14 protein-coding genes are annotated in these 15,544 nt (G+C 71.2%); 5 read left to right on the forward strand and 9 right to left on the reverse strand.

The window, feature by feature from the left end; translation table 11 throughout:
• Nucleotides 1-16: 16 nt before the first annotated feature.
• The 5 genes from prcB to arc form a co-directional block, all read right to left on the reverse strand.
• Entirely contained in the window at nt 17-859 is an 843-nt protein-coding gene (gene prcB / locus ACSP50_RS25650) for a proteasome subunit beta (RefSeq protein WP_014692201.1), read from the reverse strand.
• 147 nt (nt 860-1,006) lie between these two features.
• On the reverse strand, nt 1,007-1,222 hold the full coding sequence (locus ACSP50_RS25655; RefSeq protein ID WP_014692202.1) for a ubiquitin-like protein Pup: 216 nt from the start codon (nt 1,220-1,222) through the stop codon (nt 1,007-1,009).
• A 109-nt stretch (nt 1,223-1,331) separates the two neighbouring features.
• Nucleotides 1,332-2,849, reverse strand: a complete 1,518-nt coding sequence (gene dop / locus ACSP50_RS25660) for a depupylase/deamidase Dop (RefSeq protein WP_014692203.1) — start codon at nt 2,847-2,849, stop codon at nt 1,332-1,334.
• A gap of 47 nt (nt 2,850-2,896) precedes the next feature.
• The gene (locus ACSP50_RS25665) at nt 2,897-4,171 is read right to left on the reverse strand and encodes an acyltransferase (RefSeq protein WP_014692204.1); all 1,275 of its coding nucleotides are present in this window, start codon (nt 4,169-4,171) and stop codon (nt 2,897-2,899) included.
• A 63-nt stretch (nt 4,172-4,234) separates the two neighbouring features.
• Entirely contained in the window at nt 4,235-6,016 is a 1,782-nt protein-coding gene (arc, locus tag ACSP50_RS25670) for a proteasome ATPase (RefSeq protein WP_014692205.1), read from the reverse strand.
• 174 nt (nt 6,017-6,190) lie between these two features.
• Here arc and ACSP50_RS25675 point away from each other — a divergent pair, with 174 nt between their 5' ends.
• Nucleotides 6,191-6,478: a ferredoxin gene (locus ACSP50_RS25675; RefSeq protein ID WP_014692206.1), complete on the forward strand. Its 288-nt coding sequence runs from the start codon at nt 6,191-6,193 to the stop codon at nt 6,476-6,478.
• On the opposite strand, the gene ACSP50_RS25680 is transcribed toward ACSP50_RS25675, so the two are convergent.
• The 3 genes from ACSP50_RS25680 to ACSP50_RS25690 form a co-directional block, all read right to left on the reverse strand.
• Entirely contained in the window at nt 6,479-7,069 is a 591-nt protein-coding gene (locus tag ACSP50_RS25680; RefSeq protein ID WP_043515408.1) for a hypothetical protein, read from the reverse strand. It abuts the gene before it with no gap.
• A gap of 64 nt (nt 7,070-7,133) precedes the next feature.
• A complete protein-coding gene (locus ACSP50_RS25685) occupies nt 7,134-8,054 on the reverse strand; it encodes a tRNA (adenine-N1)-methyltransferase (protein WP_014692208.1) in 921 nt (306 codons plus the stop codon).
• A gap of 65 nt (nt 8,055-8,119) precedes the next feature.
• The gene (locus tag ACSP50_RS25690) at nt 8,120-9,271 is read right to left on the reverse strand and encodes a site-2 protease family protein (protein ID WP_052311721.1); all 1,152 of its coding nucleotides are present in this window, start codon (nt 9,269-9,271) and stop codon (nt 8,120-8,122) included.
• 101 nt (nt 9,272-9,372) lie between these two features.
• Between ACSP50_RS25690 and ACSP50_RS25695 the strand changes: the two genes are divergently transcribed.
• Nucleotides 9,373-10,578, forward strand: coding sequence for a PD-(D/E)XK nuclease family protein (locus ACSP50_RS25695; RefSeq protein ID WP_014692210.1), 1,206 nt, complete (start codon nt 9,373-9,375; stop codon nt 10,576-10,578).
• Entirely contained in the window at nt 10,571-11,287 is a 717-nt protein-coding gene (locus ACSP50_RS25700) for a response regulator transcription factor (RefSeq protein WP_014692211.1), read from the forward strand. Before ACSP50_RS25695 ends, ACSP50_RS25700 begins: the two co-directional genes overlap by 8 nt.
• Here the strand turns inward: ACSP50_RS25700 and ACSP50_RS25705 are convergent.
• Nucleotides 11,271-11,906: an HAD family phosphatase gene (locus ACSP50_RS25705; RefSeq protein ID WP_043512183.1), complete on the reverse strand. Its 636-nt coding sequence runs from the start codon at nt 11,904-11,906 to the stop codon at nt 11,271-11,273. The genes ACSP50_RS25700 and ACSP50_RS25705 overlap by 17 nt on opposite strands.
• Nucleotides 11,907-12,196: 290 nt before the next feature.
• Between ACSP50_RS25705 and ACSP50_RS25710 the strand changes: the two genes are divergently transcribed.
• Together ACSP50_RS25710 and ACSP50_RS25715 are read left to right on the forward strand one after the other, a co-directional pair.
• A complete protein-coding gene (locus tag ACSP50_RS25710) occupies nt 12,197-12,964 on the forward strand; it encodes an ABC transporter ATP-binding protein (protein WP_014692213.1) in 768 nt (255 codons plus the stop codon).
• A complete protein-coding gene (locus ACSP50_RS25715; protein WP_014692214.1) occupies nt 12,964-15,498 on the forward strand; it encodes an ABC transporter permease in 2,535 nt (844 codons plus the stop codon). The genes ACSP50_RS25710 and ACSP50_RS25715 overlap by 1 nt, the downstream gene beginning before the upstream one ends.
• The last annotated feature ends 46 nt before the right edge of the window (nt 15,499-15,544 follow it).

The following is a 15,544-nucleotide window of genomic DNA, read 5'->3' on the forward strand; positions in this document are numbered from 1 at the left end:
TCTCGCGTCAGACGGCTCAACCGCCCGGGTTCTCCATGCGTCCGGAGACGACCTGCTCGGCCACCGTGGTGATCTCCTCGTCGCTGAGCCGCACCGTGCCGTTGGCCGTCGCGGTCATCACCACCGGGTAGATCTTGCGGGTGAGGTCGGGGCCGCCGGTCGCGGTGTCGTCGTCGGCGGCGTCGTAGAGCGCCTCGACCGCGAGCCGGATGGCCTCCTCGGTGCTGACGCCCGCGCGGTACTTCTTCTTCAGCGCCGACTTGGCGAACAGCGAACCGGAGCCGATCGCCTCGTAGCCGGTCTCCTCGTAGAGGCCGCCGGCCACGTCGAAGCTGAAGATCCGCCCGGCCCGCGAGGAGTCGGCCGGGGCGAGGTCGAAGCCGGCGAACAGCGGGACCACGGCCAGGCCCTGCATCGCCGCGCCCAGGTTGCCGCGGACCATCGCGGCCAGCCGGTTCGCCTTACCGTCGAGCGAGAGCATCGCGCCCTCGGTCTTCTCGTAGTGCTCCAGCTCGACCTGGAACAGGCGGATCAGCTCGATGCCGATGCCGGCCGTGCCGGCGATGCCGATCAGTGAGTACGAGTCGGCGGGGTGCACCTTGCGGATGTCCCGACTGGCGATCAGGTTGCCCATGGTCGCCCGGCGGTCACCGGCCATCACGACCCCGTCGGCGGTCGCGATCGCGATGATCGTGGTGCCGTGCGGCGCCACGTCACCCGCGGACAGCCCCGGCGGAAGCGGGCGCCGCCCGGGCAGGAGTTCGGGGGCCGCCGCACTCAGGAACTGCGTGAAGGAGGACGTCCCCGTGTTGAGAAAGATATCCGGTAGCCGCCCGGATGGATCAAAACCCGTCGCCACGTGGTTCCTTTCAGGTACGTGATCGCAGCGGCGCGGAATTGCCGCCGCTGCGGGTTGAAGCTCATTATCCCGATCTTGCGGGGTGTCCGTAAATGCTCGCCGGGCGCCCATGCGGGCGCCCGGCAGGTCACTAATCGGACATATACGTCACTGGCCGCCCTTTTGGACATAGCCGCGGACGAACTCCTCGGCGTTCTCCTCCAGGACGGAGTCGATCTCGTCCAGCAGGTCGTCGACGTCCTCGGTGATTTCCGCGTGCCGCTCCGCCACCTCAGGGTTGGCTTCGACGGTGACGTCCTCGATCTCGGAGTCGCTGGAGCCACGCCCGCTCTGCGACTGACCACCGGTGTCTCGGGTTGCCATGGATGTCCCCCTTCAAAGCCAGCCGACTGCCAAGCCCCCGATGCAACATCGGGTACCGAAAACCTACCTCGACCCGGTGACGAAACGCCCCGCCGCAACGGGTGTTTTATTACCGACTCGTGATCACTTCCAGCAGATCCTTCGCGCTCTCACAGGTGTCGAAGAGGCTGCCCACGTGCTTCCTGGTGCCGCGCTCGGGCTCCATCATCGGCACCCGCACCAGCGACTCGCGTCCGACGTCGAAGATCACCGAGTCCCAGCTGGCGGCGACCACTTCGGAGGCGTACTGCGCGAGGCAGCGGCCGCGGAAGTAGGCCCGGGTGTCCTCCGGCGGGTCGTACATCGCGCGCTGCGTGTCGTCCGGGTCGAGCAGCGTCTTCATCGAACCGCGCGCCACCAGCCGGTGGTACAGCCCCTTCTCCGGGCGCACGTCGGCGTACTGCAGGTCGACCAGCTGCAGTTTCGGCGACGCCCAGGTGAGGTTCTCCCGGTCGCGGTAACCCTCCAGCAGCCGCAGCTTGGCCACCCAGTCCAGAGTGTCGGAGCAGAGCATCGGGTCACGGCCGAGCTTGTCGAGCGCGTCCTCCCACCGGTTGAGCACGTCGGTGGTCTGCTCGTCGGCGTCGGCGCCGTAGCGCTCGTCGACGAACGCCTTGGCCCGCTCGTAGTACGCCCACTGCAGGTCGAGCGCGGTGAGCCGGCGGCCGTCACGCAGCCGCATCAGGTGCTTGAGGGTGGGGTCGTGGCTGACCGCGCGCAGCTCGCTGACCGGGTCGGCGATGCCGAGCTCGCCGGTGAAGACCTTCTCCTCGATCATGTTGAGGACCAGCGCGGTGGTGCCCATCTTCAGGTACGACGCGATCTCCGAGAGGTTCGCGTCGCCGATGATGACGTGCAGCCGGCGGTACTTGTCGGCGTCGGCGTGCGGCTCGTCGCGGGTGTTGATGATCGGCCGCTTGAGGGTGGTCTCCAGGCCGACCTCGACCTCGAAGAAGTCGGCGCGCGACGAGATCTGGAAACCGGCGCCGCTGCCGTCCTGGCCGAGGCCGACCCGGCCGACCCCGCAGAAGATCTGCCGGGTGACGAAGAACGGGGTGAGGTGGGCGACGATGTCGGCGAACGCGGTCTGCCGGCGCATCAGGTAGTTCTCGTGCGACCCGTACGACGCGCCCTTGTTGTCGGTGTTGTTCTTGTACAGCTGGATGCGGTGGGCGCCGGGGATGGTGGCGGCCCGCCGGGACGCCTCGGCCATCACCCGCTCGCCGGCCTTGTCCCACTTGACCACGTCGAGCGGGTTGGTGCACTCCGGAGTGCTGTACTCCGGGTGGGCGTGGTCGACGTAGAGCCGGGCGCCGTTGGTCAGTATCACGTTGGCCAGGCCGAGATCCTCGTCGGCGAGGGCTTCGGCGGGGTCGTAGGCGGCGCCGGAGTAGGTGAACCCACGGGCGTCACGCAGCGGGGACTCCTCCTCGTAGTCCCAGCGGGCGCGCTGGCCACGGTTGAGTTCCGGCCGGGCGCCGTAGGCGTTGACGACCTGCGAGGAGGTGACCATCGGGTTGGCGCCGGGCTGGCCGGGCACCGAAATGCCGTACTCGACCTCGGTGCCCATAATCCGTCGAACGCTCATGCGACCACCCTGTCCGCCACGAAGCCAAGCGTGCTCATGTATCGAGCCTAGACGCTCTCATGGCGCATACCGAAGCTGCCCGTGCTCGGCGTGCCACCTTCCGTGGTCGTGGCGGTCCGCGGCGTGTCGGGGCCCAGGAGGGCGTCCAGGCGGCGCTGGACCCGCCGGCCGAGTTCCTGCCCGGGGAGTTCGACCAGGTGGTAGGAGGTCCAGGCGGCCGCCAGGGTGGCCACGACGAAGGCCGCGAACAGCGGCAGCGGGTGACCGTTGAGCAGCCGGGTGACGACCGCGAGCACCGGCATGTGCAAGAGGTAGACCGAATAGCTGACCACGCCGAGCCAGGTGAGGAAGCCCGGGACGGCGCGGTGGCGCATCAGGAAGGCGACCGCGAAGGTGCCGGCCACCGCGCCGGCGACGCTGATGTTGCGCACCAGCTGGGTACCGTCCAGCAGCCACTGATTGACCGCCTGGACGACGAGGACCAGGGTCAGCGTGGCCCCGGCCACCCACCGGTGGAGTTCGCGGTGCTGCGCGCGGTAGATCACGGTACCGGCGAACATCACCGCGAGCAGCAGGATGGCGGTGCTGGAGGCGCCCGGGGTGGCATACCGGGTGGGCTGGCCGTTGAGCATCGGCAGCAGCACCATGGCCACGCCGACCAGACCGGCGGCGAGCATCACCGGGCGGGCACCGCTGAGGTACGCGGCGATGCTGGCCACCAGGATCACGGTGAGCACGACGGCGGTGATGCGGCGGTCGTGGAAGTCGGCGGCGAACACCCCGTCCGGCAGCCGGCGGCCGGCCACCAGCGCGAGCAGCGCCAGACCGCCGGCCCACCAGGCGCTGGCCCGCTGCCGGCCCCAGACGAAGAGGCCGGCCACGATTAGGTAGAAGACCATCTCGTACGCCAGGGTCCAGATCGGACGCACCACGCCGCGCAGGCCGAGCAGGTCCTGCATCATCGTGGCGTGCCCGAGGACCGACGCGAAGGTGTTCGAGTACAGGCTGCCGTGCAGCTCCTGCAGGCCCGCCCCGGCGACCAGCAGCCCGGCCCCGATCGCCAGCAGGTAGGCGGGGTAGATGCGGAAGACCCGCCCGATCCAGAACCGCCGCAGTGACCCGTGCCGCTCCAGCGACATCGGAATGACGTATCCACTGACGAGGAAGAACAGCAGCACGCCGTAGCGGCCGAGGTCGAAGTGCTGCTGCATCGCCGCGTGCCGATCGAGACCGATTACGGACGGGCTGAGGTGGAAGAGCGCGACGACCGCGGCGGCGAAACCCCGAAGGGCATCGAGCCAGGTCAGGCGGGATCGGGTCACGCGGGCGAGGATAGCGTGCAGGGTGGCGAGGTCTCCCCCGCCACCCTTTCGCGTGACTACTCGTTACAGATACTGACCGGTATTGCTCGCTGTTTCGATCGAACGGCCGGCCTCGGTGCCCTTACCGCCGGAGACGAGCGTGCGGATGTAGACGATCCGCTCGCCCTTCTTGCCGGAGATCCGGGCCCAGTCGTCCGGGTTCGTGGTGTTCGGCAGGTCCTCGTTCTCCCGGAACTCGTCGACGCAGCTGTCCAGCAGGTGCTGCAGGCGCAGGCCCTTGGTCCCGGAGGTGAGGAACTCCTTGATCGCCATCTTCTTGCCGCGGTCGACGATGTTCTGGATCATCGCGCCGGAGTTGAAGTCCTTGAAGTACAGGACCTCCTTGTCACCGTTGGCGTAGGTGACCTCGAGGAAACGGTTCTCCTCGGACTCGGTGTACATCCGCAGGACGACCGCCTCGATCATCGCGGCGACCGTGGCCTCCCGGTTCCCGCCGTGCTCGCCGAGGTCGTCCTCGGACAGCGGCAGGTCGGACAGGATGTACTTGGCGAAGATGTCCTTGGCCGCCTCGGCGTCCGGACGCTCGATCTTGATCTTCACGTCGAGACGGCCGGGGCGCAGGATCGCCGGGTCGATCATGTCTTCCCGGTTGGAGGCGCCGATGACGATGACGTTCTCCAGGCCCTCGACACCGTCGATCTCGCTGAGCAGCTGGGGAACGATGGTGTTCTCCACGTCGCTGGAGACACCGGAGCCCCGGGTCCGGAAGATCGAGTCCATCTCGTCGAAGAACACGATCACCGGGGTGCCCTCGCCGGCCTTCTCCCGGGCCCGCTGGAAGACCAGGCGGATGTGCCGCTCGGTCTCACCCACGTACTTGTTCAGCAGTTCCGGGCCCTTGATGTTGAGGAAGTAGCTGGTGTGCTTCTCCTCACCACGGCGCTCGGCGATCTTCTTGGCCAGCGAGTTGGCCACCGCCTTGGCGATCAGGGTCTTGCCACAGCCGGGCGGGCCGTAGAGCAGGATGCCCTTCGGCGGGCGCAGCTGGTGCTCCCGGAACAGGTCGGCGTGCAGGAAGGGCAGCTCCACCGCGTCGCGGATCTGCTCGATCTGCGAGTGCAGGCCGCCGATGTCGGTGTAGTCGACGTCGGGGACCTCCTCCAGGACGAGCTCCTCGACCTCGCTCTTGGGGATCCGCTCATATGCGTACGCCGAACGGGGCTCGATCATCAGCGAGTCGCCGGCGCGCAGCTTGGCGATCTCCAGCGACTCGGCGAGGAAGACGATCCGCTCCTCGTCGGCGTGGGAGACCACCAGGGCCCGGTCGGCGGTGCCGCCACCCGGGTTGTCCAGGACCTCCTTGAGCAGGACGACCTCACCGGTGCGCTCGAAACCGAACGCGTCCACCACGTTCAGCGCATCGTTGAGCAGGACCTCCTGGCCCCGCTGCAGCTCGTCCGCGGCGAGTGACGGCGAGACCGCCACCCGCAGTTTGCGGCCACCGGTGAACACGTCCACCGTGCCGTCCTCGTGGGCCGACAGGAAAACGCCGTAGCCGCTGGGCGGCTGGGCGAGCCGGTCAATCTCTTCCTTGAGAGTGACGATCTGGGCGCGGGCTTCCTTGAGGGTCGCCACGAGCCGCTCATTGTTCTCGGTCACTCGGGAGAGCTGCGCCTGCGTCGCCGCAAGCCGTTCCTCGAGCTGCCGGACGTGTCGGGGGCTCTCGGTCAACTTCCGCCGAACCAGGGCGAGTTCCTCTTGCAGGAACGCGACCTGGCTGGAGAGATCGTTGGCCTCTTTCTCCCATCGTGCGGCGCGGGAGTCCGCTTCGTCGCTACGTGCCACGTCCCACCTCCCCGGGGGGCTCGAACGTCTTGGGTCAACACTAGCTGTTGCGGGGCGGATTTCCCCCTATGCAACACCCTCGTCACCGACTCTTGATCGATTGGGCCCACCGCCGGTGAGCCGGTCGGCCAGCATTCGCATACCATCTGCCGCAACCGGTTGTGGGAGGTAGGAGTGTCAGCAGACACTGATGAGCTGCAGGTCTGGATCGATCAGGACTTGTGTACCGGTGACGGACTCTGTGTCCAATACGCGCCGGAGGTCTTCGAGTTGGACATCGACGGCCTCGCGTACGTGAAATCCGATTCCGGCGCGTTGTTGCAGAACCCGGGCGTGCGCACCGGCGTACCCCGCAATCTGATCCTGGAAGTCATCGACTCCGCCAAGGAGTGCCCGGGCGACTGCATCCACGTCGTGCGGACGGCCGACGACGTGGAGGTCGCCGGCCCGGACGCCGCCTGATCAGAGGGTGGGGCGGCCCACCAGGGAGGCGACGACCCGGGAGAATTCCTCCAACCGGGCGATCTGCCCCGGCCCGCCGTCGTCGAGGGTCTTACCGAAGCGCAGCGCGTCGTGGCGCAGCGGCGCCCGGCCCTCCTCCTCGGCCAACCCGGGTGGCGGCAGAGCGTCGTCGACCGAGCTCAGCAGCAGGTAGACGTCGATGCTGTCGACCCGGGCCTGCCCGGTCGAGGTGCGGGTGAGCCGCCGCCGGCAGCCCACCTCGGTGATCGTCGACAGCGGCACCACGCGCAGCGACGAGGTCATCGACCCGGCCGGGCCGTCCCCGGGCGCCACGTCCTCGCCGTGCCAGAGCACCAGGCGGCTGCCGTCGCAGACGACGACCTCCTGCCACACCCCGTTCACCTCGTTGACGAAGCGCTCCAGGGTGAAGCAGAGCACCGAGGCGCCACGCAGGACGCCGAACAGCGCCTCCAGGGCCACCTCGGGGTCGCGCAGGTAGGCACGGGCCGCCGAATCCAGGTCGGGGTAGGGCGACCAGTCCGGGAACACCGCCGGCATCTCGTTGCTGCCGCCGAACGGCGGAGAACTCATCGCGCCCACCCCTTCGTCCTCCCATCGACGCCACCGAGGAACCTACCCGACGCGGCGATCGTGGTCACTCCCCGGAGGTGTCCGCAGACTCCTTGCTCTCGGCGGCCAGCGCCGCCATCGCCGCCCGGCGCAGCGCGTACGCCTCGGCGCCCTTGCTCGGCTTGCGGCGGCGCGCCGGCGCGGTCACGCCCGGTGCCAGCTTGCGCGAGGACACCAGGAACGCGGTGTGCGCGATCATCCGGTGGTCCGGGCGGACCGCCAGGCCCTCGGCGTGCCAGTCGCGGATCAGCGACTCCCAGGCCCGCGGCTCGGTCCAGCCACCCCGCTCGCGCAGCGCCTCGACCAGCTCGGACAGCTGCGGGGTGGTCGCCACGTAACCGATGAAGACCCCGCCGGGGATCAGCGAGCGCTCCACCATGTCGAGCGCCTCCCACGGGGTCAGCATGTCCAGCACGATCCGGTCGAATCCGCCGATCTCGTTGCCGGCCACATCGCCCTCGTGCAGGTGCCACGCCGGGTGCGGGCCGCCGAAGAACGCCTCGACGTTCTTGCGGGCGATCGCCGCGAAGTCCGGGCGCAGCTCGTAGCTGTGCACCTCGCCGGACTCGCCGACGGCCCGCAGCAGCGAACAGGTCAGCGCGCCGGAGCCGGCGCCGGCCTCGAGCACCTTCGCCCCGGGGAAGACGTCACCCATCGCGACGATCTGCGCCGCGTCCTTCGGATAGATCACCTGCGCACCGCGCGGCATGCTGAGCACGTAGTCGCTGAGCAGCGGCCGCAGCGCCAGATACTGGGTGCCGCTGGTGGCGGCGATCACACTGCCGTCGGCCAGGCCGATGAGCTGGTCGTGCTCCAGCGCGCCGCGGTGGGTGTGGAACGCCTTGCCCGGCTCCAGCACGATCGTGTGCATCCGCCCCTTGGGGTCGGTGAGCTGGACGCGGTCACCCGGGCGGAACGGGCCGCGGTGGGCGGGGATCGTGGTCACGAACTCTTCTCTCGCTCAATGAGGTGCGTTGCTCTCGCACATTCAGGTGCGTTGCTCTCGCACATTCAGGTGCGTTGCGCCCGCCGCGGCTCGAGGACGGCCGCGACGTCGGCGACCCGCAGGACGCCGATGACATCCTCGCCTGCCGTCACCAGGTACTGCGCACCCGGGTGGGCCTGCAGCGCGCGGACCACCTGCTCACCGGTCAGCTCGACCGACAGGCTGGTCAGCGCGTCCCGGGAGCGGGCCACGCTCTCCACGCTCACCCAGGGCCGCCGGTCGACCGGCACCCGCTCGGCGGCGACCGGATCGACCAGAGCGGTGAGATTACCGCCCCCGTCGGCGACCGCGAGCACCACGTCCGGCCGCGGATCCTCGGCGCGGCGCCGCTGCGCCTCACCCAGCGGGGTGCCGGCCGGCACCGTCAGCAGCGGCCGGGCCAGCACACCCAGATCGAGCAGCGGGAACCGCCCGGTCATCCGGCCCAGCCGGATCGACTGGCCGGCACCGTGCCACAGGGTCAGCGTGACCAGCAGCACGAACAGCATCCCGAACAGGGTGAGCAGGCCCAGCTCGAAGAGCACCAGCACGGCCACCGCGGTGCCGAACGCGATCACCCGCCCGGCCCAGCCGGCCACCACGGTCGCCCGGTTCCGGTCCTTGAGCAGCGCCCACATCCCGGCCCGCAGCGCCCGCCCGCCGTCCAGCGGCAGCCCGGGCAGCACGTTGAAGACCGCCACCAGCACGTTGCTGACCGCCAGCTGGAAGGCGATCTGCCCGGGCACGGTGTCCTCCGGCAGCACCAGCGCCGCACCGGTGGCCACCCCGCCGAGCAGCAGCGACACCAGCGGGCCGGCCAGCGACACGGCGGCGTCGACCCGCGGGCTGGGCGCGTCGCGCTCCATCTCGGTCCACCCGCTGAGCAGCTCCAGAGTGATCCGGCGCACGCCGATGCCGTTACGCCGGGCGATCAGCGCGTGCCCCAGCTCATGCAGCAGCACCGAACCCAGCAGACAGGCCACAAAACCCAGGCCGATGAGGTACGCCCAGGGCTGTGCGAGCCCGAGCTCGTCGCGCGCGTAATTGCCGTAAACCACCGTGACCAGCAGCGCCAGCAGTAGCATCGAGCCGTTCGCGTGCACCGGGATGCCCAGCACCCGGCCCACCGGCCGCCCACCGGGCGCCGCCGGTGGCCTGCGCGTCGCGCTGTCTCCCATCCGGTTGATGCTACGGACCCGCCGGCCCTCGCGTGGATCTTGATAGCCGGGGACGGGTGTCCCCGGCGTTTTCGTCGTACCCCTGCCCTAGCCTGGCTGGCATGACGGCGTTCTCTCCCCCGCAGCCCCGCCCCGGTGCGCCGGCGCCCGCGTCCCCCGCCACGTCCGCCGGGCGCCCCGGCCTGGACGACCGGCCGGCCGGGCCGTCACTGTCGCCGTCGCGGGCCGCCGACTTCAAGACCTGCCCGCTGCTGTTCCGCTTCCGCACCATCGACAAGCTGCCCGAGCAGCCCTCCGCCGACCAGGTGCGGGGCACCCTGGTGCACGCGGTGCTGGAGCGGTTGTTCGACCTGCCGGCCGCCGAGCGCACGCCGGAGGCGGCGGCCGCCCTGGTCGCCCCGGAGTGGGAGCGCCTGGTCGGCCACGAGCCCGAGCTGACCGCGCTGTTCGCCGCCGAGCCCCCGGCGCCGGCTGTGGCACACGCCACTGAGTCGCCCGCGCTCGTCCGGGATCCCGCCGCGATCGCCGCCGAGGTCGATGCCGCCGGGCAGATCGCGCTGGTCGACGCTCCGGCCGGGGCGGCCGAGGCGGCCCGGCTGGCCGCGTTCCTCTCCGGTGCCCGCGATCTGCTGGCCGGCTACTTCGCCGTCGAGGACCCGCAGCGTCTGGAGCCCGCCGAGCGGGAGACCCTGATCTCCACCATGATCGGCGACGACGAGCTGCTGATCCGCGGCTACATCGACCGTCTGGACGTCTCCCCGGCCGGCGACCTGCGCGTCGTCGACTACAAGACCGGCGGCGCCCCGCGCGAGGCGTTCGAGGGCCGCGCCCTGTTCCAGCTGAAGTTCTACGCCCTGGTGCTGTGGCGCACCCGCGGCGTCGTCCCCCGGGTCCTGCGCCTGCTCTACCTCAAGGATGCCGAGGTCCTCGACTACAGCCCCGACGCCGGCGAGCTGGAGCGTTTCGAGCGCACCCTGATCGCCCTGTCCCACGCCGTCGAACGCGCCCGCCGCGACCAGGACTTCCGCCCCAAGCCGAGCCGGCTCTGCGGCTGGTGCAGCCACCAGGCCCGGTGCCCGGAGTTCGGCGGCACCCCACCGCCGTTCCCCACCCTGCCCGCCGCCGGCCTGCCCACCGACGCCGAGCCCGACCGCCTGGCCACCCCGGTCGGCGACGACGCCGAGCCCCACCGCCTCGCCACCCCGGTCGGCGACGACGCCGAGCCCCACCGCCTCGCCACCCCGGTCGGCGACGACGCCGGGCCCGACCGCCTCACCACCCCCGTCCGGGACGGCCTCGTTGCCTGACCACGCACCGTCGGATGCCCGGCGGGGGCCGGGCATCCGGCCGCTGCGGCTGCTGCTGGCCGATTCGTCCGCTCTGCACCGGGCCGGCCTGCGCGCGGCGGTCGTCGCCGCGCCCGGCGACGTGGAGTTGATCGTCGCGGGGGAGGCCGGTGACGGGGCGGAGGCTCTGGAGCTGGCCCGGCGGCTGTCACCGGACGTGCTGGTGGCCGACGCCGCACTCCCCCGGCGGGGCCCGGCCGCGCTGGCCCGGGCGGTCGCGGCGGCGCGCCTGCCGGTGCGCACGCTGGTCCTGACCGAGCACGACACCGACGACGAGCTGATCGAGCTGCTCGGCGCCGGGGTGGCCGGCTACCTGTGCAAGGACGCGCCCCCGGAGGAGCTGTTCGCGGCGATCCGCGCGGTGGCCGCCGGCGGCGCGGTGATCACGCCGCGGGTGCTGGCCCGGGCGCTGCCCCGGTTCGTCGCCGCCACCACCGCGCCGGGCCCCGCGGTCACCGCCGACCTGCGGGTGCTGACCGGCCGGGAACGCGAGGTGCTGCGGCACGTGGCCCGCGGGCACACCAACGCCGAGATCGCCGAGGCGTTGCGGGTCAGCGAGACCACGGTGAAGACGCACGTCGGCCACATGCTCGGCAAGCTGCGGCTGCGCGACCGCACCCAGGCGGTCGTCCTGGCCTACGAGAGCGGCCTGGTCACACCCGGGGGATGAGCGCCGCGAGCCCGCCGAGGTCGACCTCCAGCAGGGAGGTCCGCAGGTGGACTCCGGCGATGACCGGCAGCGTGACGTCGGAGGGGACGGCGACGACCACCGCCCCGGCCGCGACCGCGCTGGTCACCCCGCTCGGCGAGTCCTCGATGACGACGCATGAGGCGATCGGCACGCCGAGGCGGGTGGCGGCGGTCAGATACGGCTCCGGGTCCGGCTTGGGACTGTCGACCTCGTCGCCGCAGACCGTCACGTCGAAGGCGCCCAGGGTGTCGAGCGCGATCTCGGCGAGACGCCGCGAGGTGGACGTGACCAGGGCGGTCGGGATGCCGGCGGCGCGCACCGCGTGGAGCAGTTCGCGGGCGCCGGGCCGCCAGTCGAGGCCGGCGGCGAACAGCTCGGCGACCCGGTCGGTCAGCCAGGCCACGTCGGGTCCGGCGGGCCGGTCGGGCTGCCCCAGGTCGGCCCGGAAGATCGCCATGCTGACCGGCATGCTGGTGCCGACCATGGCCAGCCGGGCGCGTTCGGAGAGTTGCCCGCCGGCCCGGACGGCGAGGTCCTCCAGCGCGACGCCCCACAGTTTCTCGCTGTCGACCAGGGTGCCGTCCATGTCGAAGAGCACCGCGGCCGGTCGTGTCCCGCTCAGCTGAATCCTCCCAGGTCAAAGCAGCCATTGTGACCGGCGCGGACCGGGCGGGCCGAAGGAGTGTTCCGGAGGTCACAGCTCGACGGGTGCCCCCCGCTCCAACACTCAGGGACAACCCTGAGCCTGCCTAAGTGGGCTCCCCCAGCGAAATATCAGTCCCCGGCTACGCCGTGCGGCGGACGCCGCCGCCCGGTCGCGCCGAGACACTGGGCTGGCCCGCCGGGGCGTCGTGCCCCGGCGGGTCCACGATCAGGGGGAGACGAACGGTGACTGGGACGTTGGCCGGCGAGCCGGTGGCGGCGCGCGCGGAGCAGGTCTGGAAGGTCTACGGCAGCGGCGAGGCGCGGGTCACCGCGCTGCGCGGGGTGAGCGCCGAGTTCGGCCGGGCCCGGTTCACGGCGATCATGGGCCCGTCGGGCAGCGGCAAGTCGACGTTGATGCACTGCCTGGCCGGCCTGGACACGGTCGACGAGGGCACCGTCCACGTCGGCGGCACGGAGATCAGCAAGCTCGGCGACAAGGCGCTGACCCGGCTGCGCCGGGACCGGATCGGGTTCATCTTCCAGCAGTTCAACCTGCTGCCGACGCTGAGCGCGGCGGAGAACATCCGGCTGCCGCTGGACATCGCCGGGCGCAAGCCGGACCCGCGGTGGTGGGACGTCGTGATCGACACGGTCGGCCTGCGGGACCGGCTCGGCCACCGCCCCAGCCAGCTCTCCGGCGGCCAGCAGCAGCGGGTCGCCTGCGCCCGGGCGCTGATGGGCCGCCCCGACGTGATCTTCGCGGACGAGCCGACCGGCAATCTCGACTCGCGCTCCGGCGCCGAGGTCCTGGCCTTCCTGCGCGCCTCGGTGCGCGAGCACGGTCAGACGATCGTCATGGTCACCCACGACCCGGTCGCCGCCGCCTATGCCGACCGGGTGGTCTTCCTGGCCGACGGCGCGATCGTGGACGAGCTGACCGACCCGACCGCCGAGACGGTGCTGGACACCATGAAGCGGCTCGACAAGCACGGCGACCCGGTGATGCTCTGATGCTGCGCGCCACGCTGAAGAGCCTGCTCGCCCGCAAGCTACGGCTGATCCTTTCCGGCCTGGCCGTGGTGCTGGGCGTGATGTTCGTGTCCGGGTCGTTCGTGGTCACCGACACCCTCGACCGCACCTTCGACGCCATCTTCGCCGACGCGTTCGCGGCCACCGACGTGTCGGTCAGCGCGAAGCCCAGGGTCGAGGTCGCCCGGATGGAGGGCGAGCAGGTCGCGGCGCCGCTCCCGGCCGCGACGGTCGACCGGATCAGAACGATGGCGGGGGTACGCTCGGCGACCGGCCGCGTCGACGCCGACGGCGCCCGGGTGATCGGCGGCGACGGCAAGGTGGTCACCTCGTCCGGCCCGCCGCGTCTGGGCGAGAACTGGACCGGCACCGACGCCACGATGGAGCTGCGCGGCGGCCGTGGCCCGCAGGCCGACGACGAGATCGCGGTCAACGCCACCACCGCGAAACTGGCCGGGCTCCGACTCGGCGACCGGGTCGGCGTGCTCACCCTGGCCCCGAAGAAGCAGTTCACCCTGGTCGGCATCTGGGGTTACACCGGCAACCGGGACAGCGTCGGCGGGGCGCAGGAGGTCGCCTTCACCACCCCGGTCGCCCAGCGGCTGATGGTCGGTCAGGCCGGCGCGTTCACCTCGGTGACCGTCCAGGCCGCCGACGGGGTCACCCCGGACGCGCTGCGGGACCGGGTGGCCGCCGCGCTGGGCGACGGCTATCAGGTGAAGACCGGTCGGCAACTGGCCGACGAGAGCGCGTCGAGCATCAAGGAGGGGCTGAAGTTCTTCAACCGGATCCTGCTCGGCTTCGCCGGGGTGGCGCTGTTCGTCGGGATCTTCCTGATCCTCAACACCTTCTCGATCATCGTGGCGCAGCGCACCCGGGAGCTCGCCCTGCTGCGGGCGATGGGCGCCAGCCGCCGCCAGGTGATCGGCTCGGTGCTGATCGAAGCCGTCATGATCGGCCTGATCGCCTCGATCCTCGGCCTGGCCGCCGGCGTCGGCGTGGGCGCCGCGCTGGCCGGCCTGTTCGGCAGGTTCGCCGACATGACGCTCGCCGCGATCGGGGTGCCGCTGTCCGCGGTGCTCAGCGCGTTCACCGTCGGCCTGCTGGTCACCGTGGTGGCCGCGGTGCTGCCCGCGCTGCGTGCCTCGCGGATCGCCCCGGTCGCCGCGATGCACCAGGTCAGCATCCCGGACCGGCCACTGACCCGGATCAGCGTCTTCGGCGGCGTGGTGCTCTCGGCCGGCGCGGCGATGCTGGGCACCGGCCTGTTCGTCAGCACCAGCGCGCCGGTGACGCTGTGGCTGATCCTCGGCGGCGTGCTGGTCTCGTTCATCGGGGTTGCGCTGCTCACTCCGCTGCTCAGCAGGCCGGTGATCAGTGTGCTCGGCCGGATCTTCGCCTGGTCGGTGCCGGGCCGGCTGGGCCGGCTCAACTCGGGACGCAACCCGCGCCGCACGGCGATCACCGCGGCCGCGCTGATGGTGGGAATCGCCCTGGTCACCGGCGTCACGGTGGTCATGGACTCGGCGAAGAGCAGTCTGCGGGCCGAGGCGGCCACGGTCCTCAAGGCACAGATCATGATCAGCGGTGACCAGTCCGGGTCCCGGCCACCGACGTACGATCAATCCGTTCTGCAGAAGATCACGGCGATCGGCGGGGTGCGGGCGGCCGCCGGCCTCTGGAACGACGTGGCGTCGGTCGACGGCAAGCGGCAGTACGTTGCCGGCACCACCGATCTGAGCCGGCTCGCCCAGGCCTACGGCACGACGGCCACCGCGCTGGCCGACGACCAGATCGCGGTCAGCCGGTCGACCGCGACCGACGAGCACTGGCCGACCGGGCAGCGGGTGACCATCCAGAACTCGCGGGGCGACCCGCACACCTACACCGTCACCCGGATCTTCGCCGACGACACGCTGCCCGGCTCCATCATCCTGCCCGGGTCCCGGCTCGCCGACTTCGGCATCACCCAGCCGGTGGTCGGCTTCGTCCGGCTCGACGACGGGGTCGCCGTCTCGTCGGTGCTGCCGCAGGTCAAGCAGCTGCTCGCGGACAGCCCCGAGGTGTCGGCGACCGACGCGGCGACCTTCGTCGACGGCCAGGCCGCCCAGTTCGACCAGATCATCACGATGATCCAGATTCTGCTCGGACTGGCCATCCTGATCGCCGTCCTCGGCGTGGTCAACACCCTCGCCCTGTCCGTGCTGGAACGCACCCGCGAACTCGGCCTGCTGCGCGCGGTCGGGCTGGGCCGGGCGCAAACCATGCGGATGATCACCGTGGAGGCGGTGGTGATCTCGGTCTTCGGCGCGCTGCTCGGCGTCGCGGTCGGCGCCGGGATGGGCTCGGCGGTGGCCCGCGCCCTCCGGGACGACGGGATCACCACGATCGTGCTGCCCTGGGGCCGGATGGGCACCTACCTGGTGCTGGCCGCCCTGGTCGGGGTGATCGCGGCGGTAGTGCCGGCGATCCGCGCCGCCCGCCTCAACGTCCTCGGGGCGATCGCCCACGACTGACGCCCACGGCGCGCGCCACAGCCGATGCGGCGCGCGCCGCCGACGT

It is taken from the genome of Actinoplanes sp. SE50/110 (genome assembly GCF_900119315.1).
GTDB lineage: Bacteria > Actinomycetota > Actinomycetes > Mycobacteriales > Micromonosporaceae > Actinoplanes.